Annotated in this window: 26 protein-coding genes and 3 pseudogenes; 14 read left to right on the forward strand and 15 right to left on the reverse strand. The window is 68.6% G+C overall.

Annotated features, from left to right (window positions below; translation table 11 throughout):
- Window positions 1-15: 15 nt before the first annotated feature.
- Both OG738_RS09365 and OG738_RS09370 read right to left on the reverse strand, forming a co-directional pair.
- Window positions 16-903 (reverse strand): nucleotidyl transferase AbiEii/AbiGii toxin family protein, encoded by an 888-nt coding sequence (locus OG738_RS09365; RefSeq protein WP_329052889.1) that lies wholly within the window; start codon window positions 901-903, stop codon window positions 16-18.
- The gene (locus tag OG738_RS09370) at window positions 851-2,008 is read right to left on the reverse strand and encodes a type IV toxin-antitoxin system AbiEi family antitoxin domain-containing protein (RefSeq protein WP_329052891.1); all 1,158 of its coding nucleotides are present in this window, start codon (window positions 2,006-2,008) and stop codon (window positions 851-853) included. The genes OG738_RS09365 and OG738_RS09370 overlap by 53 nt, the downstream gene beginning before the upstream one ends.
- A gap of 218 nt (window positions 2,009-2,226) precedes the next feature.
- On the opposite strand from OG738_RS09370, the pseudogene OG738_RS44615 reads away from it, so the two are divergent.
- Window positions 2,227-2,614 (forward strand): annotated as a pseudogene (locus tag OG738_RS44615) (YkvA family protein).
- Window positions 2,615-2,875: 261 nt separating this feature from the next.
- On the opposite strand, the gene OG738_RS09380 reads toward OG738_RS44615, so the two are convergent.
- On the reverse strand, window positions 2,876-3,568 hold the full coding sequence (locus OG738_RS09380; protein WP_329052893.1) for a hypothetical protein: 693 nt from the start codon (window positions 3,566-3,568) through the stop codon (window positions 2,876-2,878).
- A gap of 327 nt (window positions 3,569-3,895) precedes the next feature.
- Between OG738_RS09380 and OG738_RS09385 the strand changes: the two genes are divergently transcribed.
- Entirely contained in the window at window positions 3,896-4,192 is a 297-nt protein-coding gene (locus tag OG738_RS09385) for a hypothetical protein (RefSeq protein ID WP_329052895.1), read from the forward strand.
- A gap of 181 nt (window positions 4,193-4,373) precedes the next feature.
- Here OG738_RS09385 and OG738_RS09390 read toward each other — a convergent pair whose 3' ends face one another.
- From OG738_RS09390 to OG738_RS09405, 4 genes are all read right to left on the reverse strand, one after another.
- Window positions 4,374-6,134, reverse strand: a complete 1,761-nt coding sequence (locus OG738_RS09390; protein WP_329052896.1) for a sensor histidine kinase — start codon at window positions 6,132-6,134, stop codon at window positions 4,374-4,376.
- Window positions 6,135-6,190: 56 nt separating this feature from the next.
- The gene (locus OG738_RS09395; RefSeq protein ID WP_329052897.1) at window positions 6,191-6,877 is read right to left on the reverse strand and encodes a response regulator; all 687 of its coding nucleotides are present in this window, start codon (window positions 6,875-6,877) and stop codon (window positions 6,191-6,193) included.
- 149 nt (window positions 6,878-7,026) lie between these two features.
- A complete protein-coding gene (locus tag OG738_RS09400) occupies window positions 7,027-7,410 on the reverse strand; it encodes a hypothetical protein (protein ID WP_329052898.1) in 384 nt (127 codons plus the stop codon).
- On the reverse strand, window positions 7,362-7,661 hold the full coding sequence (locus tag OG738_RS09405; protein WP_329052899.1) for an EamA family transporter: 300 nt from the start codon (window positions 7,659-7,661) through the stop codon (window positions 7,362-7,364). Before OG738_RS09405 ends, OG738_RS09400 begins: the two co-directional genes overlap by 49 nt.
- Before the next feature lie 509 nt (window positions 7,662-8,170).
- Between OG738_RS09405 and OG738_RS09410 the strand changes: the two genes are divergently transcribed.
- Window positions 8,171-8,326, forward strand: a complete 156-nt coding sequence (locus OG738_RS09410) for an FAD-dependent pyridine nucleotide-disulfide oxidoreductase (RefSeq protein WP_329052901.1) — start codon at window positions 8,171-8,173, stop codon at window positions 8,324-8,326.
- 320 nt (window positions 8,327-8,646) lie between these two features.
- On the opposite strand, the gene OG738_RS09415 is transcribed toward OG738_RS09410, so the two are convergent.
- Both OG738_RS09415 and OG738_RS09420 read right to left on the reverse strand, forming a co-directional pair.
- Complete coding sequence (locus tag OG738_RS09415) at window positions 8,647-8,967, reverse strand: hypothetical protein (RefSeq protein WP_329052903.1); 321 nt, start codon at window positions 8,965-8,967, stop codon at window positions 8,647-8,649.
- 151 nt (window positions 8,968-9,118) lie between these two features.
- On the reverse strand, window positions 9,119-9,601 hold the full coding sequence (locus OG738_RS09420) for a hypothetical protein (RefSeq protein WP_329052905.1): 483 nt from the start codon (window positions 9,599-9,601) through the stop codon (window positions 9,119-9,121).
- Between the two features lie 618 nt (window positions 9,602-10,219).
- On the opposite strand from OG738_RS09420, the gene OG738_RS09425 reads away from it, so the two are divergent.
- The 4 genes from OG738_RS09425 (at window position 10,220) to OG738_RS09440 (ending at window position 12,072) form a co-directional block, all read left to right on the forward strand.
- The gene (locus OG738_RS09425) at window positions 10,220-11,077 is read left to right on the forward strand and encodes a slipin family protein (RefSeq protein ID WP_329052907.1); all 858 of its coding nucleotides are present in this window, start codon (window positions 10,220-10,222) and stop codon (window positions 11,075-11,077) included.
- Window positions 11,078-11,115: 38 nt separating this feature from the next.
- Complete coding sequence (locus OG738_RS09430) at window positions 11,116-11,268, forward strand: DUF6307 family protein (RefSeq protein ID WP_329052909.1); 153 nt, start codon at window positions 11,116-11,118, stop codon at window positions 11,266-11,268.
- Window positions 11,269-11,275: 7 nt separating this feature from the next.
- Entirely contained in the window at window positions 11,276-11,770 is a 495-nt protein-coding gene (locus tag OG738_RS09435) for a DUF5994 family protein (RefSeq protein WP_329052911.1), read from the forward strand.
- 143 nt (window positions 11,771-11,913) lie between these two features.
- Window positions 11,914-12,072, forward strand: coding sequence for a hypothetical protein (locus OG738_RS09440; RefSeq protein ID WP_329052913.1), 159 nt, complete (start codon window positions 11,914-11,916; stop codon window positions 12,070-12,072).
- Window positions 12,073-12,438: 366 nt separating this feature from the next.
- On the opposite strand, the gene OG738_RS09445 is transcribed toward OG738_RS09440, so the two are convergent.
- Window positions 12,439-12,699, reverse strand: a complete 261-nt coding sequence (locus tag OG738_RS09445; RefSeq protein WP_329052914.1) for an ANTAR domain-containing protein — start codon at window positions 12,697-12,699, stop codon at window positions 12,439-12,441.
- A gap of 169 nt (window positions 12,700-12,868) precedes the next feature.
- Here OG738_RS09445 and OG738_RS09450 point away from each other — a divergent pair.
- Both OG738_RS09450 and OG738_RS09455 read left to right on the forward strand, forming a co-directional pair.
- Window positions 12,869-14,157 (forward strand): annotated as a pseudogene (locus OG738_RS09450) (IS256 family transposase).
- Window positions 14,158-14,691: 534 nt separating this feature from the next.
- Complete coding sequence (locus OG738_RS09455; protein WP_329052916.1) at window positions 14,692-14,964, forward strand: hypothetical protein; 273 nt, start codon at window positions 14,692-14,694, stop codon at window positions 14,962-14,964.
- Between the two features lie 216 nt (window positions 14,965-15,180).
- On the opposite strand, the gene OG738_RS09460 is transcribed toward OG738_RS09455, so the two are convergent.
- Both OG738_RS09460 and sigK read right to left on the reverse strand, forming a co-directional pair.
- On the reverse strand, window positions 15,181-15,885 hold the full coding sequence (locus tag OG738_RS09460; RefSeq protein ID WP_329052917.1) for an anti-sigma factor: 705 nt from the start codon (window positions 15,883-15,885) through the stop codon (window positions 15,181-15,183).
- Window positions 15,882-16,490 carry an ECF RNA polymerase sigma factor SigK gene (gene sigK / locus OG738_RS09465; protein ID WP_329052918.1) on the reverse strand — a complete coding sequence of 203 codons (609 nt, stop codon included), beginning with the start codon at window positions 16,488-16,490 and terminating at the stop codon, window positions 15,882-15,884. Before sigK ends, OG738_RS09460 begins: the two co-directional genes overlap by 4 nt.
- A 209-nt stretch (window positions 16,491-16,699) precedes the next feature.
- On the opposite strand from sigK, the gene OG738_RS09470 reads away from it, so the two are divergent.
- The 5 genes from OG738_RS09470 (at window position 16,700) to OG738_RS09485 (ending at window position 21,412) form a co-directional block, all read left to right on the forward strand.
- Entirely contained in the window at window positions 16,700-18,283 is a 1,584-nt protein-coding gene (locus OG738_RS09470) for a molybdopterin-dependent oxidoreductase (protein WP_329052921.1), read from the forward strand.
- Between the two features lie 115 nt (window positions 18,284-18,398).
- Window positions 18,399-19,067: a fasciclin domain-containing protein gene (locus OG738_RS09475; RefSeq protein WP_329052923.1), complete on the forward strand. Its 669-nt coding sequence runs from the start codon at window positions 18,399-18,401 to the stop codon at window positions 19,065-19,067.
- 525 nt (window positions 19,068-19,592) lie between these two features.
- Window positions 19,593-20,636 (forward strand): fatty acid desaturase family protein, encoded by a 1,044-nt coding sequence (locus OG738_RS09480; protein ID WP_329056625.1) that lies wholly within the window; start codon window positions 19,593-19,595, stop codon window positions 20,634-20,636.
- Window positions 20,637-20,717: 81 nt separating this feature from the next.
- Window positions 20,718-21,086: a sigma factor gene (locus OG738_RS44620; RefSeq protein WP_442875875.1), complete on the forward strand. Its 369-nt coding sequence runs from the start codon at window positions 20,718-20,720 to the stop codon at window positions 21,084-21,086.
- A 200-nt stretch (window positions 21,087-21,286) separates the two neighbouring features.
- Window positions 21,287-21,412, forward strand: coding sequence for a hypothetical protein (locus tag OG738_RS09485; RefSeq protein WP_329052925.1), 126 nt, complete (start codon window positions 21,287-21,289; stop codon window positions 21,410-21,412).
- Between the two features lie 24 nt (window positions 21,413-21,436).
- Here the strand turns inward: OG738_RS09485 and OG738_RS09490 are convergent.
- The 3 genes and pseudogenes from OG738_RS09490 to OG738_RS09500 all read right to left on the reverse strand — a co-directional run bounded on the left by OG738_RS09490 (window position 21,437) and on the right by OG738_RS09500 (window position 24,853).
- Window positions 21,437-22,725: pseudogene (locus OG738_RS09490) on the reverse strand (IS256 family transposase).
- 190 nt (window positions 22,726-22,915) lie between these two features.
- A complete protein-coding gene (locus tag OG738_RS09495) occupies window positions 22,916-23,074 on the reverse strand; it encodes a hypothetical protein (protein ID WP_329052926.1) in 159 nt (52 codons plus the stop codon).
- Window positions 23,075-23,818: 744 nt separating this feature from the next.
- Entirely contained in the window at window positions 23,819-24,853 is a 1,035-nt protein-coding gene (locus OG738_RS09500) for an STAS domain-containing protein (protein WP_329052928.1), read from the reverse strand.
- Between the last annotated feature and the right edge of the window lie 206 nt (window positions 24,854-25,059).

A 25,059-nucleotide genomic window follows, 5' to 3' on the forward strand; every position in this document is an offset into this window, starting at 1 on the left:
AGGTCCGCCGCCCGGTCAGCGCCAGATCCGCTCATCCGGGTGCCACGAGCCGGGCGGAGGTGTCCGTTGCATCAGGGGGGTGAGAAAGGCATCGGCGAACGCCTCCACCCCGCCAAGGGTTCGCATTTCTTGAGGCAGGTCCAGGGCTTTCTGCGCGGCTTCCCGGTAGAGGCCTGTCCAGGCTCGGTTCGGCACTCGGAAGCTGCCGGGCAGGTCCACGACCATGTGCCGAGCACGGCGGCGTTCGACTTCGTCAGCCAGGATGCGGTGCATCCGCGCGCCCTCGATATCGGTCTTCAGCGCAATGAGCACCAGATCGACGAGGTCTTTTGCCCGAGTGGAGGGGGTTCGGTGGACTTGATGTAGCTCGTACATCGCGCAGATCTTCTCCGCGACGTGGTCTTCCACCGGAAAGACCCGGGTTTGCGGCCACGGTCCGCAGTCGGTCGGAAAGGCCGGCTCGAGCGCTGTGGTGGTGACGGTGCCGCGGGGGTGGTGACCGGCCACGACAATGTCGACGTTGACCTCGTAGCCCAGTGGCGCCTCCTCGAACATCGTCATGAAGGTGACCTTGCGGGTCGGGCGCTCGACGTGGGTTTGGTCGAAGGTTCTGCGATGGGCGAACCAGATTTCGTCGTCCAGCCGCAGCGCGGCCGCGGCGATCAGCTCGTCGACCGCAGCGTCGGTGGTGTCCTGGTTGCCGAGCAGGTCGATGTCTGTGGAGTAGCGGGCGCTCGGCCAGCGTACGAGCAGCGCCTGGCCGCCCTTGAGCATCCAGGTGCCGTGATCGGCGTGGAAGACGCGGGCGATCAGCCGCCGGTAGAAGTGCAGCTGCAGCAGTTCACCGTGACTACGGTTCGTCTTCTTCGCCGCGTTCCGCGCCTTGCCCTTCTGGGAGTCCAAGTAGCTTCTCGGGGTGCGCGGACGCTGCGGTGCTGGCATGTCCCTCATCGTCGCCTATCGTGCTCGCCTCGTTCGCACCGGCGCCGATCTGCTCGCGGCGGTCACCGGCGTCGCGGGCCTTCAGCATCTGGGCGACGGCAGGCAGCAGGTCCGGCGGCAATCCGTTCACCAGAGTCGCGATCGGCGTGCTCGTGTCGTTCAGCAGTCGCGCGATGGGCCCGATTTTGTCGTTGACGGCTGACATGATCGGTGTCACCTGGGCAAGCATGGCCAGCACGTCCGGGGATAGGCCGGAGACGATGGTGTTCGGCGGCACGATCCCGGCATCCGCGATGAGCTTCGCGAGCCGCGCAGTCGAGGACATCGCGATCTCGGGGTGTGCGGCCAGCAGGGCGCTCAACGCCGCGCCCGGGTCGGCGGAGGCCGGTGCGGGCCGGCGAGCGAGTTCGGCGGTGCTCGTGCCGATCTCGGCGAGCAGGTGCTCCAGCAGCGCCGCGCCGTCTCCTGGCCGGCGGACGCCGTAGCGCAGAGCGTAGGGGCCGATGTGCTCGGCGAGAACGTCGAGACCGACCTGGTTGACCAGGACAGCCTGGCGGATGATCGTGGCAATGTGACTGCCGTCGATATGCTGGTCGAGCAGGTCACAGATCGTGCGGAGCGGTGTGGTGACCGGCAGTCCGTCGATCACCGTGACGTCGTCGTCAGCGAGTTCGGCGCGCTTGAACCACAGGTCCGGGTCGCGGCTTGTGCGCCGCCGGGGCGTGGTGAAGCAGATCCGGTCGTCGACCAGCTCTCCCAGCCCGTGGAGCCCAGCCGCGGACTGGTGGGACAGCACGCCACCGTTCGGGTCCAGCGGTGGCCGGGCCCACGCTTGTACCGCCGGGTTCAGCGCCAGCCACGCTGCCTGCGCCTCCCTCGCCGGAGTGACGGTGGCGGTCGTGGCCGCGTACACGCCGTGACGGACTCGGTCGAGGTAGCCGGCGGTCTCAAGACGGTGCAGCGTGGAGGCGTCCACGCCGAGGTTCTTGGCCTGGCGGGACGTGACCATGCCCCACTGGTCCGCCGTGTAGGCGCCGAGCAGCTCGAACGCCGGCCCCATCTCCATACAGCAAAGTTTACGCCATCTCGCAGCGTTTATCGCGCTTAGTGGGCTCACAACGATGCGCGCTTGTGCGACAAACGCTGCAACTAAGCCCTAGTGAAGTACGCACCACGCCACCTGACACCAGGGTATCGCTCTCGTACCGTGGGCAGGTCACTCTCGATGAAACGGCGCACGCCGAGGCCCCGACCACCTCATCCCCTGCGGGCGGTGAAGGAGCAATGACCGAATCGCCCTGGTGGGACCTGCGCTTCGGCATCGTCGTCGCGATGGTCATCATCCGCGGCGCGTCGGCTGCCGCGCGAGGCGCTGCGGCTGCTGCCCGACGTCCTGCGCCTCATCCGGCGACTGGCCGCTGACAAGACACTCCCCCGCGGCGTCCGCGTCCGGCTTGGGCTGCTGCTGGCCTACCTCGCGCTGTCCATCAACCTGGTGCCGGACTTCATCCACGTCCTCGGGTACACCGACGACGCCATCGTCGTCACCGCCGTCCTGCGCAGCTTCGGCCGCCGTGCCGGGCTCGACGCGGTCCGCGTCCACTGGCCCAGCACCGACGACGGCTTCGCCGCACTGACCGGGCTCCCCGGCCTGCACCGCTCTTCCCGGTAGGCGCACGCGAGCGAATCGGTGATCACCCAACCTGGAGAACACCGGAGCACGTCGTCGGTGACGAAGAGCCGCTACGCCAGCATCGACCGCGACCCGAACTCCGTCGCCGCGGGCGCGAACTCAGGCCTGGCTCTTCGTCGGCGAGGTCCGCCAGCTCGACCAGCGAGCCATCCGCCCGGCGCAGCGTGCCGGTGAGGAAGTAGCTGCCAGGCGGCAGTCCCCAGTGCCTCGAGCTGCTCAACGACAACGCCAGGCGCGTGACTATTCCTTGCCCGGGCATGCGTTCAAGAACGCGGCTCCTTTTTCGGTGTACGGTTCTTCGACGGTGGTGATCGGGAACCGCGACCGTGCCTCGGTCAGCAACCGTCGCGCGATCCCGCGGCGTTGCCACGCGGTCGCGGTCCAGATATGCCCGACGGACTCATAGGTGCCATCCTCGTCGCGGTCGTAAACGACCACGAACCCGCCGAGACGGCCGCTGAAGAACCACACCCCCTCCTCCCCACCACTGGCCGCGACCGGAGCCAGCATCAGCAGCCACACACCCGACTCTCCCGGAGCAAAATCCCAACCGCACGCACGCTTGTACGCCAATCCCGCCCGGTCCAGCGCACTGCCATGCCAGCGTCCGTCCGGACCTTCGGTCACCTCCGCGCCGAGGACAGCACCACCAAAATCGTGCTCATCACCATCGAGATCGAGATCGAGGCCGGACACGGCCAGGCCCCAGTCGTCGTCCTGACGTGAGGCCTGCCACGAGACGGCCGGACCGAGGCGCGCGGTAGTCGCGAGATCCGCCCGGTCGAGAAGGAACGGAAACTGGGAGAGCACCTCGAGAAACAACGTTTCCTCCTCCACGGTGACCGTACCCGGGGCGAGCGCGGAGAGCGCCTTGTATGCAGCCCGGTACGCCTTCTCGATCTCGGGTGTCTCCGGAAACTCGTAGTCGGTCATCAAGCGCTCGCTGTTCCCTTCGAGCTGGGCACCGGGTCGAAACCCAGCATGGTCCAGCCCGCCCCCAGCCCGCGAGCTGACACGCACTGACGAGAACGCAGGCATGTCACCCGGCTGGACGGTCTCTCCTGAGGCGCGCGCCGTGTCGGACCAGCGCGCTTCCGGGGTCGTTCTCAGGCCGGGTTTGAGCCTGGTCGAGGTGATGGCGCAGCATCCGCGGCTCAACAGCTTCGGCATCGGTCTCTTCGACACACGCGGCAAGACGGCTGAACAGTGTGCGGCCGAACTCGCTGACGGACGCAGAAGTTGGCCGGGCGGGAGGGCGCGGTGCTGGAGATCGCTGCCTGGCTGCGGGAGAACATCGCGCCGATCAAGACGCCCACGGTCGGCAGCTACAGCATGAAGCACGTGGTGGAGGGCGCCACCGGCGACTACATGACCAACGGTGAGCTGATCGCTGCCGCTCTTGTAGCCGGGTACCCCGTCAGGTTCGTTCCGGGCCCGAACCCGTTGTTCGGCATGAGTGCACGGGATCTGACCCGGATCGGCACTGCACCGCGCCCTCGTGGCCGCCTCGGTGGCTGGGGATCGACAGTGACCGCTCACGACGACCTGGACGACTGATCCGCCTGCTGCCGGGTCGAGTACTTGACCGCTCGCCCCGGCAGCAGATTCCGGACTACTCGCCGCGTAAGGAACATGGGAACGAAGACCAGCGCTAAGCGATGATCACGGCTTGACCTGCTGTTGAGTGTTGACTGCCCTGCTGTGTGGCGCTGCGGTTCGTCGCGGTTCCGCCGCGCGGTCAGGGGGATGGTGTGAGCTTGGGCGTGTCGCGGAAGGCACGGAGGTAGGCCGCGCCGGCCGCACCCAGCAGCAGCGCGTACCCGCCCGCCGACCAGTACAGCATCGCACCGGACTTCACGTAGTTGACCAGCATGTAGCCGGTGTAGAGACCCACCAATGCCCACGGCACCAGATAGACGACGCCGAGCAGGATCCGGTACGGCCACGGCGCGACGCCTGGGTTGACCACGTACTCCCCGGCCTTGGAACCGATCCGGTCGCGAAGGCTCAGAGCCATGCCGGTCTGCCGGAACAGCGCATCCTCCACGGCCATCGCGGATGCTCCGCGCCTGCCCTGCAACGCCACCAGCAGCGTGCTGTAGAGCATCCCGAGCCAGAGCGGGATGGGCACCAGCGCCGCGCCAAGCCTCGGCAGCTGGGGCACCTTGTCCAGGAACGCCACCGACGCTGCCGCGTAGGCCAGCACCGCGCCCAGCAGCGCGATGTTGATGTTGAGCAGGGTCACGTTCTCGGATCGCTCCGCCTGATACAGCGATCCCAGCGCCGCGATCTCCGTCGCGTTGCCCTGGTCACCGGCCGGTGCGGTCACGGTGGTACCTCCTGGTGGTGGGGTGGTCGGGCGGAGCGGCAGGCGGATTTCCACGATCGTGCCGCTGCCGGGGTGGCTCTCGACCGTGACGGTCCCACCCACCTCGGCCAACCGCGCCGGGAGGGAGTGGGACAGGCCCGTGCCGGACGGCGTGGTGGCCGGGTCGAAGCCGCAGCCGTGGTCGGTGACGGTCACCGCCAGCTCGCCGCCCTCCTCGCCGGTGGCCACGACCCACGCCTCCGCCGTGCCGGCGTGCTTGGCGACGTTGTTCAACGCCTCGGTCACCGCGTGGGTGACAGCCTCGACCGCCTCCGACCCCAGCGCATCGGGCAGCCTGTCGGAGCTGTAATGGACGTCCAGGTCGTGCGCGCCTTGCAGGAACACCGCTTCGGCCAGCGCGCCGTCGAGTTCAGGCGCCGCGTCGGCGGTGATGGTGTGGGCGACCGCGCGCAGGTAGCGGGCGTCGCGCTCGCACTTCGCCCGGATCTGCGGTGACAGACACTCTTGGCGGGACACGACGGTCAACGTGGTCAGCACGTTGGTGTGCAGCAGGTCGTACTGGCGGACGCGTTCCCGCGTGCGGGCCTCGGCTTCGCGCGCCTGCAAGGCGCCCTCCGCTTCGGTGTCGGCACGGCGCGCGGTGTCGATCAGCTTGGCGGCCACCAGTCCTGCCGCGACGGTGAACACCACGAGCTGACCGGTGACGCCGAGCAGCGTGCCGGCCTGCTCCAGGCCCTGGCCGCGTAGCCCGGTCGCCAGGTAGCTCCCGCCGAGAACGGCCACGGCGGCGGTCCCCCATCGGTAGCCGCCGTAGACCTGAGCCAGTACGGCCACGCCGGTGGAGGGCGGCGGCGTCCAATTCTGCCAGGTCGCGACGGACTCTGGCGGCAGCGCGAAGCCGACCAGCAGCTCGGCTCCAGTCATCACGACGACGGCCGCGGCGGTCGGCACCGCGCCGACCTCGGAGCGCGTGCCCAGCCACCACAGCAGGACGCCGGCCCACACGAGGTAGACCAGGTAGCTCGGCACGACTGCCGCGGGAGCGCGTGAGGACTCCGAATCGGGCCAGAGCAGAAGCACGCCCCACGGCAGTGCCTGCGCCGCCCACAGCAGCGTCAACGCGCGCAGCAACCAGGCTTTGACCTGGTCCTCGACTCCTCTGGTGTGCATGGCGGCAAGCATGCCCGCCTCAGCCACGGTCCGTTGACGATGATTCCACCGTCATTTCACAGGCCGCCGTCCTCTCGCAGCCGCTCCTGGAGGTCGGCCATGGTGCTGACCGGCGTGCCCGCGTCCCGGTACTTGGCTTTGGCCCGCTCCAGGTAGCTGTACGCGGTGCGCTCGCTGATGCCCAGCCGCTCGGCGATGACCTTCATCGGCACGGCGCGCCCGCGCAGCTTGACCACCTCCGCCTCCCGGTCGGACAGCCGGGGGCGGCCGGGCATGCGGTCGCGGCTGATCGCGAACGCCAGCTCCTGATCGAGCGCGTACCGGTCGGCGACGATGTCCCGGATCGCGCGCACCAGCGACCGGCGGTCCCCGTCTTTGACGTGGTATCCGACCGCCCCCGCCCGGACCGCGTCCACCTTGAAGCGCTGCTGGGCGTGCACGGACAGCAGCAGCACCTTGTCCCCGCGCCGCACGAGCCGGTCGACGTTGTCCACGAACCGCGTGCCGTCGCCGAGTTCGAGGTCCAGCAGGACGACGTCGTCGGAGGGGTCGAGGGCCAGGTACCCGGCCACTCCGGCGGCGACGTGACGGACCTCGATGCCCGGATCGTGGTCGGCCAGCCAGGAACCGGCGCTGCCCAGGATCATCGGGTCGTTGTCGATCAGACCAATGCTGATCACCCCGGGTGATGGCGGGTCCGCGTCGGCTTCGGGACCGCAGGGTGACGGCGATGACGTGTCCATCCCTCCTTCTACCTCATGTCCCGCACAATCGGGATGAGTCGCGGTTGTGGAACTTGTGGTCCCAGTTCTTCCGCCAGCCAACCGCGCCACCGCCACCGACGGAGGCCTGGACACCCGATCCGGCACGAACCCCCAACCACCACGAGGCTTCACTTTGGCGGCGGTTCGAGGGGCTGGCGCGCGGAGGCATGGGAGTTTCGGGTGACGAGTGCGACGCCCGTCGCCGCGAGGGCGAAACCCAGTAATGCGGCCGGGCTGAGCTGAGGTGCTGGCCAAGGACGGGGACTACGGCCAGGGCGGTTGCCCGGGGGGACGAGGAACAGGTAGCTGGTCGCGCTGGCGCCGGGTTGTCGTTTGAGAATGTAGAAGAGCAGGACGAACGCGGCGAAGGATCCGACGAGGGCGAGCCAGACAACGGAGCCGACAGCGGTGACGGTCAGCGGCAGCGCGAAACCTCCGGAGCCCAGGGTGAAGGGGATGATGCTCACCGTGGCGGCGAGCATCTGGATGAACATGCCGGTCCGCAGATCCATGTCGTCGCCGAAGCGCTCTGGTACAGCGTGCCGCCGGCGGATCCGGCCAGACCGGCCACCGCGGCGAGGATGCCGGCGGCGGTGCCGACGCCGGCCAGGTCCGAGCTGACCGCCGCGGCGACGCCCGCAAACCCCAGGATCAGGCCGACGACCTGCCAGAACCGTAGCCGTTCCCCGAAGAGCGGGACGGCCGCGACGGCGACCACCAGCGGGGTCGCGTCGGTGATCAGGGACGTGATTCCCGCCGACACCCCCCAGCCGCAGTGCCACGAAGACGCCGACGAACTGGCACGTTTGCAGCAGGATGACGGACACGACCAGGTGAATCCAGGCGGCCGGGCGTCGGGGCCATTGCCCCCTTCCGGTCACCGCGATGGCGCCGAGCACGGCCGAGGCGACGAGGAACCGCCAGAACCCCCGCGTCCCGGCGCCACGGTGCGGGTACCGATGCTGCCGACGAGGAACCCGCTGCTCCACACCGCAGTGACAGGACAGCAAACGCGGCCGTGCCCAACCGGGTCCGGAACTGGCCCCTGGAGTCGCGAACGCCGCGTCGCGTCCTGTCCCGCCCGGTTCGGCGCCGTCATCGGCCGGTTCCCTCCCTCGTGCGCCGCGTGTCTTCGGCGGGTACCCAGGCAGCGCCCACACCGACCCCTGCTCCGAGGCCGACCGCTTCGCCGGAACCCATCATCGGCTACCAGGGCCACCGGGCTCCGTGACCGCCACTCGGCCGAGAAACGTGAGCACCACGGCCCGAGTAATGACGACCGGCACCCGTGCCGTCGACGAGCTGCGGCTGCACCGGCTCGGCTACGGCGACTGGACCGGCCCGGCCTCGGCGACGCACATCGGCATCGGTATGACCGCCCGAGCCGCCGTCGCCGACATCGCGGACCACCTGTACACCGGCCGATGACGGTGCCGGGGACCAGGTGCTCATCGTCGTCGTCATCTCCTCCCGCCAGGTGGTGCGCGCCTACCCCCGCGGCGGCTCCTACGAAGACGCCCCACGCAAGCTCGGCAGCCGCGCCGGGCTGGTCGTCGCAGGGGCCCTGAGGTCGCGTACATCATGACCGTCGCGATCTCGATCGCCTCCGACGTCGACAACATTATCTCCGCCGTCCCGCAGCGCATGCCGCGCTGGTCCTGGCCGCTACCTGCTGGAGATCTGCACCGTCAACGAGAACCCACAGCGCGCCGTCCGGCCCCGCCTTAAGCGTCACCAAACCCGGCTGGCTACCGGCGCAGCATGCCCATCACGTCCCTCACGCGGTCCGAGTATCGAGTCGGTCGACATTTCTTCCCAATCACCTCCCCGCGCACCCACAGGCTTCCCGACGCGCGGTCACCCAGTTGGCGCACCAGCACGATCCGGGCGAGCAGCACGACCGCGAACGTGCCGCAGATGAGGTGCACGATCGTGCAGGCCAACCGGACTTGCCAGATCCGGGTCCACCGCCGGTTGCCTGCCGGCGTACCCGCTTCCGGTGGGCCGCTGAGCGGCGTCGGAGCGCACCACCGGGGGTCGGTGCCGGGGTAAGGGTCCGAGTTGGTCATGACCTGCGCCTCCGATGCCGGAAAGGCTGACGTCTACAACGAGCGTGCCGCGCCGGCGGTGGCACCGATGCGGCCGATGGACCCTTTTGGAGAAGGACTTCGGTGAGTCAAAGCGGTCAGGAATGACGACGGCGGTGCCTACGTCCGCCGACTAGCGATGCGATCGCCGTTTCCGCGGGCGACCGACGAGCTGTTTGGCCGGCAGCGGCACGATTTGACCACCGGGCAGGATCAGCGTCGGCTGGTCCCGGGTGGCGTTCCAGGCGAGCGCCGCCCGGACGTTCGCTGCGGACAGCCGCGCGCGAAGACCGATTTCACGGACCTCCGCATCTCTCATACCGTGCTGACGGCTCGCCCGGCACAGCTGCCCGAACCAGAGTTCTTCGGCGGCCCACGTCGCCCGGGCCCGGTCGACCAACGATTTCAGGTGCCCGGCGCTGCACGCGACGACGAAGCGCCGCCCGTCTCGAGCCAGGTCCACCGGGTCGATGACCGAAGAATCGGCGACCAGCGCGCCATGGGTGCTCGCGGCGCGGCAGGGGCTTCCACAGTATCCGCAGCGAGGGCCCGGCGTCGGCGCGGCGCCGCGCGGGCTGATTGCCGTCTCGGCAGAGTTGTCGCCGTGCCCGGGCATGGTCGTCCCCCGTGTGCAGGGATCGCTGCTACGCCGGGGTCCGGGGCGACGTGGCTCGGGATGACCAGCCGGCGACCGGGAGGTCATGAGCCGTGGTGAAAGGGTTCTTCGACGGTAGCCCAGTCGCGTCGCCGGGTCTACAGCTCAAGCGGGCGAGGTTCGCCGGCCGGCGATTCACCGTCTCGATCACCGACGACCGGCCGGGCGGCGGCGCGGAACAGCGCGACGACGCGATGCCCGGATCGGGCACCTCTCACCTCGGTCGGAGTGCCGGAGGTCCTGGGCAACGGTGACTTCCGGCCATATGCGTGCCGCGGCTCGGACGCTTGACTTAGATCATGGCCGCCGGATGGCGGCCGTCCGCCTGGACTCCGGGACGAGAACGCCGGCCCCACCGGCACGTCGTTACCGGAACCGATTGGCCGAGCCAAGACCCCGCACCCGCGGTGCACCGCGGGTGCGCCGACCGGTGCCGGTCGACGGCGGCGCCATCGGCCCACCGGCCGAATTCTCGGCTGGTGAGCCGGATGACCGTGGCGCGGCCCGCGAACGCAGACACGTCACACACCGCCGGAGGACATCCGGCGGCCAGGTTTCACCAACGATAGGAGATTCGCCGTGCATGGCTGGGTCATCGCCGCGATCGCCGTGGTCGTCCTGCTTCTGCTGGGCTTGTCGATCAGGATCGTGAAGCAGTACGAAAAGGGGGTGTTGTTCCGGCTCGGCCGGGTCATCGGGGTGCGTGAGCCGGGGTTGCGGCTGATCATCCCGGTCGTCGACGTCCTGCGGCGGGTGTCGCTGCGGATCGTGACGATGCCGATCCAGTCGCAGGGCATCATCACCCGCGACAACGTCAGTGTCGACGTCTCCGCGGTGGCCTACTTCCGGGTGGTGGACGCGACCAAGTCGGTGGTCGCGATCGAGAATGTGTACGCGGCGATCGATCAGATCGCGCAGACCACGCTGCGGAAGGTCGTCGGGCAGCACACGCTCGACGAGACACTGTCCGAAACGGACGCCATCAACTCCGACATCCGCCAGATCCTCGACGTCACCACGACCGAATGGGGCGTGGAGGTCACGTTGGTGGAGTTGAAGGACATCCAGCTGCCGGAGTCGATGAAGCGGGCGATGGCCAAGCAGGCCGAGGCCGAGCGGGAGAAGCGAGCCAAGATCATCAACGCCGAGGGCGAGTCCCAAGCCGCGGCGGCGCTGGGTGATGCGTCGGACACGATGATGGCGCACCCGCTGGCGTTGCAGCTGCGGAACCTGCAGAGCCTGGTGGAGATCGGCGTGGACAAGAACACCACCGTCGTGTTCCCGGCGCCGCTGATGAGCACGATCGGCGAGCTGGGCACGTTCCTGGCGCGCGAGGCCGCGTCGGCCACCGCCGCGGTTCCGGGCCGGCCGGACGCTGTTGTCGTCCCGGCGCAGGAAACGCCGGCCAACGGCGCACCGGTTACGGCCTCGGCATGACGCACTCCCGTGTCATCAGGAGAAGGAAGAGGATGGACATGGAAACCGTTTACGTGTCCCGCTACGAGCAGCGTGTGAAGCTCGTCGAAGACGTCGTCAAGAACAACTCGCCGTTGTCCGACCGAGAAGCGCACGGACTGGCCATCCTGTTGCTGCGGAAGCTCGAGGAAATTCCCGAGAAGGTCCGCTGAGGTCGTCATGGGAAACGAAACATTCGCCCAGACGAGCGCCGGGAGCCGGACGTCGCGGCTGTCGGTGAAACCGGCCGGTTCCCCCGCCGGTTTCGTCGACGGCGCTTGGTGGCCGCGGACGCCCGACCTGGCCGTCGAACTGCCAGACCTGCTCGCCGCCCTGGCTGGCCGGCTGGGGCTCGCCGAGCGGGTCACCTACAACCTGACGGCCTGGGATCCGCCGGGACGCAGGCTGACCATTGAGGGCCGGGTGGTGCGGCTGGAAGGGTTCCGCTCGCAGCACCCGGACACGCTGACGGTGGTCGGGGCCGGCGGCCGGAGGCGGCTCACGCTGCTGACGGTGCCGCCCGGAACGGAAGCCGGGATCGCCGGGCAGGTGCTGAGGATGGCCTCGGAGGAGGGCAACGTCGAAAGCCCCGAAGCACTGCTGGGCGCCGACGGTATGGCGTCCGCCCGGCAGCGGTGGGAAGCGGAAGGCGGCCGCCTGCGAGCACCGGCCTGACCCGCGATCGGGAGGTCGAACCATGGACTCTGTCGCGTCTTCGGCTCACGGGAGTCGGGTCCGACATGAGGGTTTCCGGGCGCGAGCCCGTTGACCATCGCACGTGTGGCGGAAGTCCTCCGCCGCCCAAGGAGGTTGTCATCATGATGATCCTGGTCGTCGTCCTGCTGGTGCTCTGGCTGATCACAGCCATCATCGGGTTCGCGTTCAAGGGCCTGGTCTGGCTGGCCATCATCGGCATCGTGCTGTTCGTCGGCACCGCCGTCATCGGGTTCGTCCGCCGCAGGGCACTTCGCCGTTGACCGAGGGAGAGAACGTGGCTTGGCGAGCACCTGAGGACGGGAGCTGGCGGCGGAGCACCCTGATCACCCATCACCGGGATCACCCGCCGCAGGTCAAGGCCCTCGTCGACGAGCTGTACGCGACGCTGTCCGAGAACGGGCGCCGCGACTACGAAAACATGATTGCGGCGGAGTACGCCGGCCCGGGCGAGCGGGTCGAGCACCACCGGTGCGGTGACGGCGTGCTCACGATGATCGCCGAGCCCATGCGCGGCACCGGCGCGGCCTGGGATCGCTGGCCATCACGCGGGTGTACCCGCCGGAAGCCACTTTGCCCGAGGACGACGGCTAGGTCCCAGGGGGACCGAAGTCCCCTTGGGACGGCATTCACCGCTGGGTGAAGAGTTCGTGTGTCCAGGCCCGGTCGTCGAGGATCGTTCGCGCGAGGTCATCGAGTTTTAGGTTGTGGCTGCGTGCGTAGCCGCGCAACGCGGTGAAGGCGCCGTCCATGTCCACGCCCAGGCGCACGGAGAGCACGCCTTTCGCTTGTTCGATGGCCACCCGGCTGGTGAGCGCCAGCTGCAGTTGTTCGGTGACCACGCCCCGGTGGCGGATGGACCGCTCCGCGCGCGCCTGCAGGGGAGACACCTGGCGATGCCGTTCTGCGGCCTGTGGCGGTTCAACGGTCCTCAGATCATCGAGCAGAGCAATGCTTGAAACCTGTGGATGGCTGGGAAGGGGGCGTACCTTCCCGGTGACCGGTTGAGGTTTCCAAGCATGGCCGACGCGCCAACGTCGGCCGGGAAGGCACGACCCGATGCTGAGCGTAGTCCCTGATCCTGCTGCTGGTGATGACGGTGCGGCGGGCGGCTCGTCCGCGTCGTCGGTGATCGATGAGCTGGTGCGTGAAGGCGCGCGGCGGATGCTGGCCGAGGCGTTGCAGGCCGAGGTCGAGGCCTATATCGCCCGGTTCGCCGGCGAGCGTGATGAGAACGGGCATCGCCTGGTGGTCCGCAACGGTCACCACGAACCGCGCGAGGTGCTGACCAGCGCGGGCGCGGTGCAGGTGACCGCGCCGCGGGTCAACGACAAGCGCATCGACCCCGACACCGGCGAACGCGAGCGGTCTCCTCGGCGATCCTGCCGCCGTGGGCACGCAAGACCCCGAAGATCACCGAGGTGCTGCCGCTGCTGTACCTGCACGGCCTGTCCTCGGGGGACTTCGTGCCGGCGCTGGGTCAGTTCCTCGGGTCGGCGAAGGGCCTGTCGGGTCCGGTGATCACGAAGCTGACCGAGCAGTGGAAGGCCGAACAACGCGCCTTCGCCGAACGTGATCTGTCCACTGTGGACTTTGTTTATCTGTGGGCGGACGGGATCCACGTCAACATCCGCCTGGAAGAGCAGAAACTGTGCCTGCTGGTGATGATCGGGGTGCGCGCCGACGGCCGCAAGGAGCTGGTGGCACTGGCTGACGGGTACCGCGAGTCGGCCGAGTCCTGGGCGGATCTGCTGCGCGATGCCCGCCGCCGCGGGATGCGTGCCCCGGTGCTGGCCGCGGGCGACGGGGCGCTCGGGTTCTGGGGCGCGCTGCGGGAGGTGTTTCCCGAGACCCGGGAGCAGCGCTGCTGGTTCCACAAGATCGCCAACGTGCTGGCGGCGCTGCCCAAGTCCGCGCATCCCGGGGCGAAGAAGGCCCTCGCGCAGATCTGGAACGCCGAAGACCGCCGGCACGCCCTGGACGCGGTGAAGGCGTTCGATGCCGCCTACGGCGCGAAGTTCCCCAAGGCCGCCGCCAAGATCACCGACGACATTGACGTGCTGCTGGCGTTCTACGACTATCCGGCCGAGCACTGGATCCACCTGCGGACCACGAACCCGATCGAGTCAACCTTCGCCACCGTGCGGCACCGCACCAAGGTCACCAAGGGACCCGGCTCACGCGCGGCCGGGCTGGCCATGGCATTCAAGCTCATCGAGTCAGCACAAGCCCGCTGGCGCGCGGTCAACGCGCCGCACCTGGTCACCCTCGTCCGCGCCGGAGCACGCTTCGAGAACGGGCACCTGGTCGAACGACCCACCGAACGCACCCCACCCGCAGCCGCCTAAAAGATCTTCATCCACAGGTATTGACAATTGCTCCAGCGGGATCCCGAACCTGCGCCAGCGAACTTCCGCGTCCACATCGAAAATTCCCGCGATCGCCTTCCGCGCGGGCATGCCGTAGTGGCGGCCAACCACTCGGGGGCCAATGACCAGCCGCCACCACAACACCCAACAACGCCGGGTCCGCACAATCCGGAACATCGGCGTCGAAACCCACGCTTCACCCATCATCACCCTGACGCCAGAGGCGTTAGACCCCATACTGCACCAGCGCTCTCCGGAATCCGGATGCGCCGCCGGGCCCCTCGACCGGTGTATCCGCACGTTCAACACACCGGCCCCGGGTTGGCTGATACCTCGTCGGTGCTCACGTCGCCGGGCAACGTGGCGCGGCAGGTAGACCACCCGGGCTCGGCGCGTGCGGCGCCGCAATCTTGCGTGCTGGCGCCCTCTATGCAGCAGTGTCGAGCGTTCGACCTGCGGTTACCGTCGTCACACTGCGGGGCGCCGACCTCACGAAAGCCCGGGGTGCCCTGGATGTATGTTCAGCTCGGCGCAGGGCTCGTCGCCGGAGATGCAGGTCATGTCCAGTTCGAGCGAATAGACATTCCCGATGCACTATTCAGGCTCAGCTGTCGCGCCGACGGCGCCGGTGGGGTGAGCGTCTCGGCACGGGGCGAGGTCGACACCACCGCCGGTCGGTTGTTCGAAGAGGCGGTGATGGCGGAGCGCGCCGGTGCCCTACGCCGGCTCGCCCTCGACCTCGGCTCGGTGAGCTTTTCAGCTCGGCCGGCATCCTGGTGCTGCTGACCGTTGAGCGACTCTGCGGCCACCCGGGGCGCAAACTTCGTTCTCCGAACGGGCGCGTCAGATCCGTCGGGTGCCAGCTGTGGCCGGACTCGACCACGACGTGATGCCGGTGGTCGACTCGCCTGCCGACGCATCAAACGACCGACCGCTGGGCTGCTGAGCATCCCGAGAATTCAGAACCTTCTCCACCTGCGACAACCTTCTCCCGGGGCCAGCTCAGACGAGTCCGACCCGCACGACAGCTGAGGTCGTCGGTTGCGGTGAGCCGGCCTCCGGCTCGGCCGTGATGCCGATCCGGTCGACGTCGACGGGAAGTGGCGCGGTCACGGACCCGGACGTGACGCGCAACAGCCCCGCCGACTGGGCGCCGCGGTCGCCGATGAGCCACACCTGGTAAGCGTGTCCTACGGCGAGCGGAGGCAGGCCCTGAGCCGTGATGACGGCCTCGCCTCGTTGCCGGGAGAAGCTCACCACCACCGAACCGCCGTCGCTGCTGGTCGCGCGAACCAGGCTCGCGTCCGGCGCTTCCTGCACCTGAGCAGCCCCGGCGATCGGCGTCGTCGGACTTGGGTCCGAGCGGAGCGCACCGATGCCGATGCCGCCGACGAGCAAGGCGGCTGCTGCCGCGGCGGTAACCACAGCTCGGGAGTACCAGGGCCGGCGGGGGCGGGCCTCGGTACCGACCGCGGGCGGTGTCTGCCTCGTCATCGCGACCTCGGTCAGAATTCGGCTTCGGAGTCGGGTGCCGGCCACGGTTGTGGCGGCCAGGCCGAGCTTGGCGGCCGTCTCGCGGAACTCGCCGACTTCGCGGGCGCAGGTCGGGCATTCGGCGACGTGGCGGGTGAACGTCACGCGTTCGAGGTCGGTGACGGCGTCGAGCGCATACGCACCGGTGAGGGTGTGGGCTTCGGCGGCGGTCATCGGGTTGCTCCCAACGCATCCCGCAGGCGGATCATGCCGTCGCGCATGCGGGTTTTGACGGTGCCGACGGCGACGCCGAGGTTTTCGGCGACCTCTCGGCAGGTGAGGCCGTGGAAGTAGGCGAGCAGGATCGATTCCCGCTGCAGATCGGTGAGGGTGCCCAGCGCCTGGCGGACCAGGCGGTGTTCCTCTGTGGACAGTGCGGCCTCGGCGACGTCGTCGTAGGGCCGGCGCGGGTCCAGCAGTTCGACGCGGTCCTCGCGGTCGCGGGCCGACTGCTCGGACCGGACCCGGTCGACGGCGCGCCGATGCGCGATGGTCAGCGCCCAGGTCGTGACCTTGGCCCGGGCCGGATCGAAGTGCGCGGCCTTGCGCCAGATCTCGAGCAGGACCTCCTGCGTGACCTCTTCCGCTTGCGCACGGGAGCGCAGCACGTGCACCACGGTCCCGAGAATCGGGCCGGCGAGCTGGTCGTAGAGCCCGGCGAAAGCTTCTTCGTCGCCGAGTGCGACTCGTCGGAGGAGTTCTTCGGCTGTCGGTGGTGAAACGGGGGTACTGCCGGGTGGTGGTCGAAGAGCGGTTACGGTGGCGCGCGCGGCGGCCATGGTGAAGTCCTTCCCGGCCGGAGCCGAGCCCGGCGCCTCGCAGTGAACGGACTGCGGTGCAAGCGAGCTGTTACCGGTTGTTCGTCGGTCAAGGCCCGCTGTATTGGTGCGAGTTTCCGGCGTGGTCGCCTGACCACCGGAACGGGTGATGCAGGTCTCGGGAAGGTGACGAGACCAATACGGCGGGAGCACCGCCTCGAACTCTGGTCATGGCCGCAACCATCGAGAAGAAACCGAATACGCCGAAGCCGGTTCAGCGGACAAGGCTGCGGTTCTTCGCGGCCGCGTTCACCGGCGTCCTCGCCCTCGCCGCCGCACTGGCGATCGGGCACCTGGTGGCGGGGTTCATCAGCATCAACGCCTCGCCCTATCTCGCGGTGGGCAACGGTGCCATCGACCTCACGCCGATCGAGTTGAAGGACTTCGCCGTCCGTACCTTCGGCACGTATGACAAGCTGGTGCTGCTGGGCAGCATGGCGGTCGTGATGGTCGGGGTCGCGGCGCTCGCGGGTGTCCTTTCGCGACGGTCGCCGGTGCCCGGCACCGTGGCCATCGTCCTCTTCGGTCTGGTCGGCGCGTTCGCCGTGTTCGAGCGACCTGACCTGACCGCGATGGCGCTGCTCGCGCCGATCGCCAGCCTGATCGTCGGCGTCGCCGTTTTCCTTCTCTTGCATCGGATCGCGCCCCGCGTCTGGCGGGAAGCGGATTCCGGCGCCAAGACCGGCACCTCACGACGTTCTTTCCTGCTCGGCGGGGCGGGGGTCGTGGTCGGTGCCGGCGCGGCCGGTCTCGGTGGCCAGCTCGTCAGTTCCTCCCGCGACGCCACGGCGTCCCGGGAGGCGGTCGGCAAGCTGATTCCGGCCCGGACCGCGCCGATGATTCCGGCCGACGCGGACTTCTCGAAACTGGGCACGCCGCCGTTTCTCACCCCGAACGACAAGTTCTACCGCGTCGACACCGCGTTGTCGGTGCCGCAGCTGCGCACCGAGGACTGGAGCCTGCGGCTGCACGGCATGGTCGATCGCGAAGTCCGCTACCGCTACAACGACATCCGCAACCGCCCGTTGGTCGAGCGGACCGTGACGATGACGTGCGTGTCCAACGAGGTCGGCGGGGACTACGTGTCGACGTCGAACTTCATCGGCGTCGACCTGGCCGACCTGCTCGCCGAAGCCGGTGTGAAACCCGGGGCCGAGCAGCTGTTCTGCACCAGCGTCGACGGCTGGACCTCCGGCACACCGGTAGCGGCGGCCCAGGACCGCAACCGCGGCGCGATGCTCGCGATCGGGATGAACGGCGAACCGCTGCCGCTGGAACACGGGTTTCCGGCCCGGCTGGTCACTCCCGGTCTCTTCGGGTATGTGTCGGCGACGAAGTGGGTGGTGGACATCGAGGTCACCACGTGGGCCGCACGCCAGGCCTACTGGCTCAAACGAGGCTGGAGCCGGGAAGCGCCGATCAAGACCGAGTCGCGGTTCGACTCGCACCGCGGGTTCGCCAACGTCCCGAAGGGAAAGGTGCGCGTCGCGGGAGTGGCGTGGGCCCAGCACACCGGGATCGACAAGGTCGAGGTCCGCGTCGATCAGGGTCCGTGGCAGCCGACCACGTTGTCGCAGCAGGTCAACCTGAACACGTGGCGGATGTGGTGGACCGAGGTCGACCTGCCCGCCGGGGTGCACCAGGTGTTCTGCCGCGCCACCGACAAATCCGGCCACACGCAGACCGACATGCGCGCGGGCACCGTGCCCGACGGTGCGACCGGCTGGCACAACGTCACCTTCACCGCTGCCTGAGAAATTTTCTTCCCGATCCACCAATCCGGTTCCCGCCGGGGGCCGAATCACTGGCAACAAGAGGTTCTCGCCGACTCGGCAGCCTCAGCCGCGTAATCAATTGGAGTGAATTCTCGTGCGTAACCTTCGTATTGCCGGTATTGGTCTGACTGCGGCCGCCGCGCTGACCCTGACCGCCTGTGGCAGCAGTGGCACCGCGTCCTCGGGCAGCTCCAGCAGCTCGATGGCCCCGACCTCGTCGATGGCCGCACCGTCCTCCAGCGCCGCCGCGTCCGACGGCGTGACCACCAACGCCGACGTCTTCGGCCCCGCCTGTTCGCAGCTGCCCCAGGGCTCCGCGCCCGGCTCGCTCGACTCGATGGGCCCGCAGCCGGTCGCGTCGGCCGCCTCGACCAACCCGCTGCTGACCAAGCTGGTCGCGGCCGTCAAGGCCACCAACCTGGTCGACACCCTCAACAGCCAGCCCGCCATCACCGTGTTCGCGCCGGCCGACCCGGCCTTCGCCGCGCTGGGCGACGCCAAGTTCAAGGAACTCGCGGGCAAGCCGGCCGAGCTGGCGCCGATCCTGCAGTACCACGTCGTCGGCAAGCGCTACGACTCCAAGGGCCTCGCCACCGCCGGTTCCCTTGACAGCCTGAACACCGCCGGCGGCCCGCTGAAGATCGAAGGCTCGGGCGAGAACATGACCGTCAACGGGGCGAAGATCCTGTGCGGCAACATCCCCACCAAGAACGCCACCGTCTTCGTGATCGACAAGGTCCTCACCCCCGGCACCAACAAGTAACACCGGCTTCCGGGCCGTTTGCCCTCCCCTTGCGGGCGGCCCGGTCGTAGCAGGCCGCTGCAGCTTCGTGTTCACGGAGCTGCAGCGGCCGCGTCATGTGTACCCAGGCCACATGCACTTGTGGTGCTCAGCCTGGCGGCGGGAGATCCGTCGCTGGGGAACGCCGAAGCGGCGGCGTTCCGCCGGTCGTCGCCACCGCTGGTTCACTCCAGAGCCGTGGCGGCGGCCGGCCCAAACTTCGGGGCGGCCCTCGGCGACATCGAAGCTCGAGTCTTCGAGCGGACGTCCGCAGGAACCGCGGACGCCGTCACCTCGCAGGCGCCCATATAGTCGGCTGCCGCCGAATCGACGCGTAGTTCATCGCGCGCGGCGGGTCGTCAGATTGCCCAAGCCCTGGTCAGGACCTGCCGTGTCCGCGTTCAGCGCTCTCGTTTAACGCAGGGCGCCGGCGGGAATTCACCCCGGGTAAGAGTGGTCGCCCCAGCCCCTGGCACCGCAGTACTTGCGGAAGGGACTCGCATGGCTATGTCTCCGCTGAGCGGCGCCTCTGGCACCCGCGCGTCGTCGCGCAACAGCTTCGGAGAACTCGGCCGCCTCGTACGACGTGAAGGTCTGCTTGACCGGCGTTATGGCTACTACGCGGTGAAAATCAGCCTCACTTTGCTCGCGCTGATCGGCGGGTTCGTCGCGTTCGCGGTGGTAGGTGATTCGTGGTGGCAGCTGGTCACCGCCGTGTTCTTCGCGGTGGCGTTCGCGCAGGTCGCGTTCCTCGGCCACGACGCCGGCCACAACCAGATCTTCCGCACCGGCCGCGCCAATGACCGGCTGGGCTACGCACTGGGCGGCCTCGTCGGCATGAGCTACGGCTGGTGGATGGGCAAGCACACCCGCCACCACGCCAACCCCAACCACGAGGACGACGACCCCGACCTCGACATCCCGCTGCTCGCCTTCACCCGCGGGCAGACCAGCGAAAAGCACGGGCTCGTGCGCTGGACGTCGAAGCACCAGGCATTCCTGTTCTTCCCGCTGTTGCTGTTGGAAGGTCTGAGTCTGCACTGGGCCGGCATCCAGGCGGTGCGCGACGACGAAGTCAAACACCGCCGGCTCGAAGCGGTGCTGCTGTTCGCCCACATCGGCGTCTACCTCGGCGCGGTGTGCGTGGTGCTGTCCCCGCCGGTGGCGCTGGCATTCGTCGCTGTGCACCAGGGGCTGTGGGGCGTGTACATGGGCTGTTCGTTCGCGCCGGGCCACAAGGGCATGCCCACCTACACCGACAAGACGAAGCTCGACTTCCTGCGCAAGCAGGTCCTCACCAGCCGCAACGTCCGCGGCGGCCCCTGGGTCGACTTCACCCTCGGTGGGCTCAACTACCAGATCGAGCACCACCTGTTCCCCAGCATGCCGCGCGTCAACCTGCGCCGCGCGCAGCCCGTGGTCCGGAAGTTCTGCGACGACCACGGGATCGACTACGCCCAGTGTGGGCTGTTCAAGACCTACTACTACGTGCTGCAGCACCTGCACGAGGTCAGCGCGCCACTGCGCGCGGCGAGCGCACCTGCCCGCTAAACGCTGCGTTCGCCGATCGATGACGCGGGGGTATCGTGGTGATCACCAAAGGCTGCCCGCGCCCCCGGCGGTGCGAGTGCTGTGCGTCCACCCTGGAGCGGCCATAATGATAGACAGCAAACGTCACACATCTGCCGGACGCTGCTGCAGCGTGCGGGCCACGGCGACGTCGCTGCGTTCGCCGAACTCTATGACCGCACCGCGCCCGCGGTGTACGGGCTGATCCTCAGCGTCCTGCCGGACGCGGAACAGGCCGAAGACGTCACCCTCGAGGTGTACGTGCAAGCCTGGCGAACAGCGTCTCGGTACGATCCCGCCCGTGCCGATGCGCCATGCCTGTTAATGGTCACGGCTCGCCGGTACCTACTCGACCGGATCCGAACCGCGCCATCTTGCGAGGGTAGGTCCGGGCCGCCCCGCCGAGTTCGTGTTGGGCGAGGAGGCAGTTGATCTCGGGGGTGTCAGTAGCTGCACTCGGCAGGGTTGTTGTGACCGTCGCACTCGGATGCGCGTCGGTCCGATCTGCGGCACTGGTCAACAGTCGCTGCTCAAGCATGATGTGACGTTGACGCTCCTTGAGCCCTGGTCAGCGGGTCTTGGTCGAGCCGTCACCACGCTGCCACTGTCCAGCAGGTCAGCTGGCCGGCGCAGTGACCGTGGCGCCAAAGGGCAGCCCGCCTGTGCTGGTCATCGGCCTGACGTCGGTGACGTTCTTCTCCTCCGCCGGCCTCGGGGCAGCCGGCTCGTGCATCATCACCGCCCGCGCGGAGCAATAGTCAAGACCTGTGGATGAAGATCTTTTAGGCGGCTGCGGGTGGGGTGTGTTCGGTGGGGCGTTCGACGAGTTTGCCTGCCTCGAACCGTGCGCCGGCACGGACGAGGGCGACCAGGTGGGGCGCGTTGACCGCGCGCCAGCGAGCCTGGGCCGCTTCGATGAGCTTGAATGCCATCGCCAACCCCGCCGCGCGGGAGCCAGGACCCTTGGTGACCTTGGTGCGGTGCCGCACGGTGGCGAAGGTTGACTCGATCGGGTTCGTGGTCCGCAGGTGGATCCAGTGCTCGGCCGGATAGTCGTAGAACGCCAGCAGCACGTCAATGTCGTCGGTGATCTTGGCGGCGGCCTTGGGGAACTTCGCGCCGTAGGCGGCATCGAACGCCTTCACCGCGTCCAGGGCGTGCCGGCGGTCTTCGGCGTTCCAGATCTGCGCGAGGGCCTTCTTCGCCCCGGGATGCGCGGACTTGGGCAGCGCCGCCAGCACGTTGGCGATCTTGTGGAACCAGCAGCGCTGCTCCCGGGTCTCGGGAAACACCTCCCGCAGCGCGCCCCAGAACCCCAGTGCCCCGTCGCCCGCGGCCAGCACCGGGGCACGCATCCCGCGGCGGCGGGCATCGCGCAGCAGATCCGCCCAGGACTCGGCCGACTCGCGGTACCCGTCAGCCAGTGCCACCAGCTCCTTGCGGCCGTCGGCGCGCACCCCGATCATCACCAGCAGGCACAGTTTCTGCTCTTCCAGGCGGATGTTGACGTGGATCCCGTCCGCCCACAGATAAACAAAGTCCACAGTGGACAGATCACGTTCGGCGAAGGCGCGTTGTTCGGCCTTCCACTGCTCGGTCAGCTTCGTGATCACCGGACCCGACAGGCCCTTCGCCGACCCGAGGAACTGACCCAGCGCCGGCACGAAGTCCCCCGAGGACAGGCCGTGCAGGTACAGCAGCGGCAGCACCTCGGTGATCTTCGGGGTCTTGCGTGCCCACGGCGGCAGGATCGCCGAGGAGACCGCTCGCGTTCGCCGGTGTCGGGGTCGATGCGCTTGTCGTTGACCCGCGGCGCGGTCACCTGCACCGCGCCCGCGCTGGTCAGCACCTCGCGCGGTTCGTGGTGACCGTTGCGGACCACCAGGCGATGCCCGTTCTCATCACGCTCGCCGGCCAACCGGGCGATATAGGCCTCGACCTCGGCCTGCAACGCCTCGGCCAGCATCCGCCGCGCGCCTTCACGCACCAGCTCATCGATCACCGACGACGCGGACGAGCCGCCCGCCGCACCGTCATCACCAGCAGCAGGATCAGGGACTACGCTCAGCATCGGGTCGTGCCTTCCCGGCCGACGTTGGCGCGTCGGCCATGCTTGGAAACCTCATCCGGTCACCGGGAAGGTACGCCCCCTTCCCAGCCATCCACAGGTTTCAAGCATTGCTCGCCCGCGCGCGTCCAGGACATCGAACTCCGAGCCGCTCGCAGGATCACTCGCGGTACTGCGCGGCTCCCTTGAGCCGTCAACGGCGAAGTGCTTTGCGGCGGACGAAGGCGATGACTGCGGTGCCGACGAACAGCACGATCCCCACGATGGCCAGCCAGACCAATCCCTTGAAAGCAAAGCCGATGACCGCGGCGATCAGCCACAGCACCAGAAGGACAACGACCAAGACAATCATGACGACCTCCCGAGTCGACGAGCACTACCCCGCCACGTCCGTGACGGTCGACGGGCACACACCCAACACCGTGACGCGGTTGAGGCGGCGCCGTTCCGCGTCAAGGAAATCGCGCCGAATCCGGCGAGGCCGGCTGTTCGCCGGAGCATGGCTGGAAATCTCGTTCATGTCCGGCTCACATCCGGTCGACCGCGGTCGCGTCAGCGGGGTCCGGACCGACGTCACCAGCAACTGTGGGGCCGGTGGACCGGCCACGTCCACAACGTACGCCGATCGGCCGCGCAACGGAACGCAACGGCGACAATCGAGGGTGGTTCCAATCTCCTGCGTTGCGACGCCACCAGGAAATAGGAAACGTCCCACCCGTTGCCGGACGGGGATGCACTCGCATCAGCACCGTCCGGTCGACAGTGTTGACACTGTCGGCGCGACCCGCCGACGTTGGCGCCCAAGACCCCTGGTGCTGCTTTCCGCTGTCTCCCCGGTGGCTGTGCACGGCCACCGGATCGGAATCACTACCGAAGGCCGCGGCATCCGATGCCGACTCGCACGGGCTGGACCGCGTTTGTCGTGTTCGGTGCCATCCGGCTGGCGGCGTCGACTATCGGCGCCACGGCGGGCTGGACCGTGCCGGCGCTCGCGTGCCGCCCTGTGCGTGGGCAGTGCGCCGGTGAGATCCGCGGCCTCCGGCGGCTCACCGCCCAGGCCGGATCCGCCGCCGGGCTGGGCGTCCGCTGGGGCGACTCATTCGTTCGCTGTTGCCGAGCGGCAGTGCGCGATGCCGGCGGCGTCCAAGGCTTCGGTCAGGGTCTGGTCGGCGGTCAGGACACGCACACGATGCCGATGCGGGCCGGCCCCGGTGGTGGCGGTGCGCACGATGTCGGCAACCGGCAGCGTGCAGGCCGACACATCGAACAGGACGACGCCACGGCACAGCTCGCACGCGTGCCGGAGTTCGCTCGTCACCGCCGCGGTATCGCCGGGCTGCGTCCCCCCGGTCGCGGTCACCAGGATCGCGGCATCGGCCACGACAGTCCTCAGCACCAACTGCTGGGGTATCGGTGTGGCGTCGATCAACGCGTCGTCGAGGCAGCGGTACACCGCCAGAATCCGATCCACCTCGGTGATGTGCAGCGGTCGCCACGTCGCCCGCGACCCGGCGACCACGGCCAAGCTGCTTCGAGCGCCGAGTAGATGGCGAGCGGCCACTAGCGCCGACAGCCCGGCACAGGCCAGAAACGTGGTCGAGGTCAGATCCACGACGAGCAGGGGCGGCCGCCGGGCGATCGCGTCGGCGAGCACCTCGCTGAGAGCGGGGGCGGTGGCCAGGTCGATTTCACCGGCAGCGTCGAGCACCACGACACCCGGTCGATGGGCCAGGGTGAGCTGCAGCGGTGGCTTGCCCACCGACAGGCCGGGACGCACGAGGGTGAGCGGCGGCTTACCCGCCGGAAGACGGGAATGGACGACGGTGAACGACGGCCTAACGGCGGCACGCCGAAAAACACGACGTTTGGAGTGGTCCACGATCAGCTCCTGCGTGCCGACCTCGCGGCGCGGAACCCGGGTCGACTGTCGATCGGTGATCGTCGCGAGCGCGTGGTCTCGGCTCTCCCGGCGCGGTGACCTCAGCATAACGCCTCGCGCGCATGCCGTCATCCGAGCCGTTGGCCGCGTGGACAGTGGCGGGCCAGGGCGGGCGGTGAGGTTCAGGCCGTCGGCGAGGTCACCGGCAACGGCACACAGCCGGAGCTGGGTTCCGCCGAAGTGCTCCGCCACCCATTACCGCAGACCCGGCCCGGGAGACTTTCGACATCATCACGTCTGCTACTTCGAACACGGCATCCTGCCCGGCCCTGCGCCTGTCTCATAGCTATCTCGTCTGGTTCACGCCGTCGCTTCCCCTTGGTCCCGTTACGCCATCTCTCATGGTTCTCGATTCGGCTCCGGCGAAATTCGATCGTCGTGAGCCGACGTATCAGCTC

The organism is Amycolatopsis sp. NBC_01488 (genome assembly GCF_036227105.1).
Classification (GTDB): domain Bacteria; phylum Actinomycetota; class Actinomycetes; order Mycobacteriales; family Pseudonocardiaceae; genus Amycolatopsis.

What these genes read in the sequence shown, in the direction of transcription:
- OG738_RS09430 (WP_329052909.1), top strand. Translation starts at nt 11,116, where the DNA reads ATGGAAACCGTTTACGTGTCCCGCTACGAGCAGCGTGTGAAGCTCGTC.
- OG738_RS09400 (WP_329052898.1), bottom strand. Translation starts at nt 7,410, where the DNA reads ATGGATCTGCGGACCGGCATGTTCATCCAGATGCTCGCCGCCACGGTG.
- OG738_RS09410 (WP_329052901.1), top strand. Translation starts at nt 8,171, where the DNA reads ATGACGACCGGCACCCGTGCCGTCGACGAGCTGCGGCTGCACCGGCTC.
- OG738_RS09370 (WP_329052891.1), bottom strand. Translation starts at nt 2,008, where the DNA reads ATGGAGATGGGGCCGGCGTTCGAGCTGCTCGGCGCCTACACGGCGGAC.
- OG738_RS09460 (WP_329052917.1), bottom strand. Translation starts at nt 15,885, where the DNA reads ATGACCGCCGCCGAAGCCCACACCCTCACCGGTGCGTATGCGCTCGAC.
- OG738_RS09380 (WP_329052893.1), bottom strand. Translation starts at nt 3,568, where the DNA reads ATGACCGACTACGAGTTTCCGGAGACACCCGAGATCGAGAAGGCGTAC.
- OG738_RS09440 (WP_329052913.1), top strand. Translation starts at nt 11,914, where the DNA reads ATGATGATCCTGGTCGTCGTCCTGCTGGTGCTCTGGCTGATCACAGCC.
- sigK (WP_329052918.1), bottom strand. Translation starts at nt 16,490, where the DNA reads ATGGCCGCCGCGCGCGCCACCGTAACCGCTCTTCGACCACCACCCGGC.
- OG738_RS09480 (WP_329056625.1), top strand. Translation starts at nt 19,593, where the DNA reads ATGTCTCCGCTGAGCGGCGCCTCTGGCACCCGCGCGTCGTCGCGCAAC.
- OG738_RS09435 (WP_329052911.1), top strand. Translation starts at nt 11,276, where the DNA reads ATGGGAAACGAAACATTCGCCCAGACGAGCGCCGGGAGCCGGACGTCG.
- OG738_RS09455 (WP_329052916.1), top strand. Translation starts at nt 14,692, where the DNA reads ATGTATGTTCAGCTCGGCGCAGGGCTCGTCGCCGGAGATGCAGGTCAT.
- OG738_RS09395 (WP_329052897.1), bottom strand. Translation starts at nt 6,877, where the DNA reads ATGGACACGTCATCGCCGTCACCCTGCGGTCCCGAAGCCGACGCGGAC.
- OG738_RS09420 (WP_329052905.1), bottom strand. Translation starts at nt 9,601, where the DNA reads ATGCCCGGGCACGGCGACAACTCTGCCGAGACGGCAATCAGCCCGCGC.
- OG738_RS09390 (WP_329052896.1), bottom strand. Translation starts at nt 6,134, where the DNA reads ATGCACACCAGAGGAGTCGAGGACCAGGTCAAAGCCTGGTTGCTGCGC.
- OG738_RS09470 (WP_329052921.1), top strand. Translation starts at nt 16,700, where the DNA reads ATGGCCGCAACCATCGAGAAGAAACCGAATACGCCGAAGCCGGTTCAG.
- OG738_RS09495 (WP_329052926.1), bottom strand. Translation starts at nt 23,074, where the DNA reads ATGATTGTCTTGGTCGTTGTCCTTCTGGTGCTGTGGCTGATCGCCGCG.
- OG738_RS09415 (WP_329052903.1), bottom strand. Translation starts at nt 8,967, where the DNA reads ATGACCAACTCGGACCCTTACCCCGGCACCGACCCCCGGTGGTGCGCT.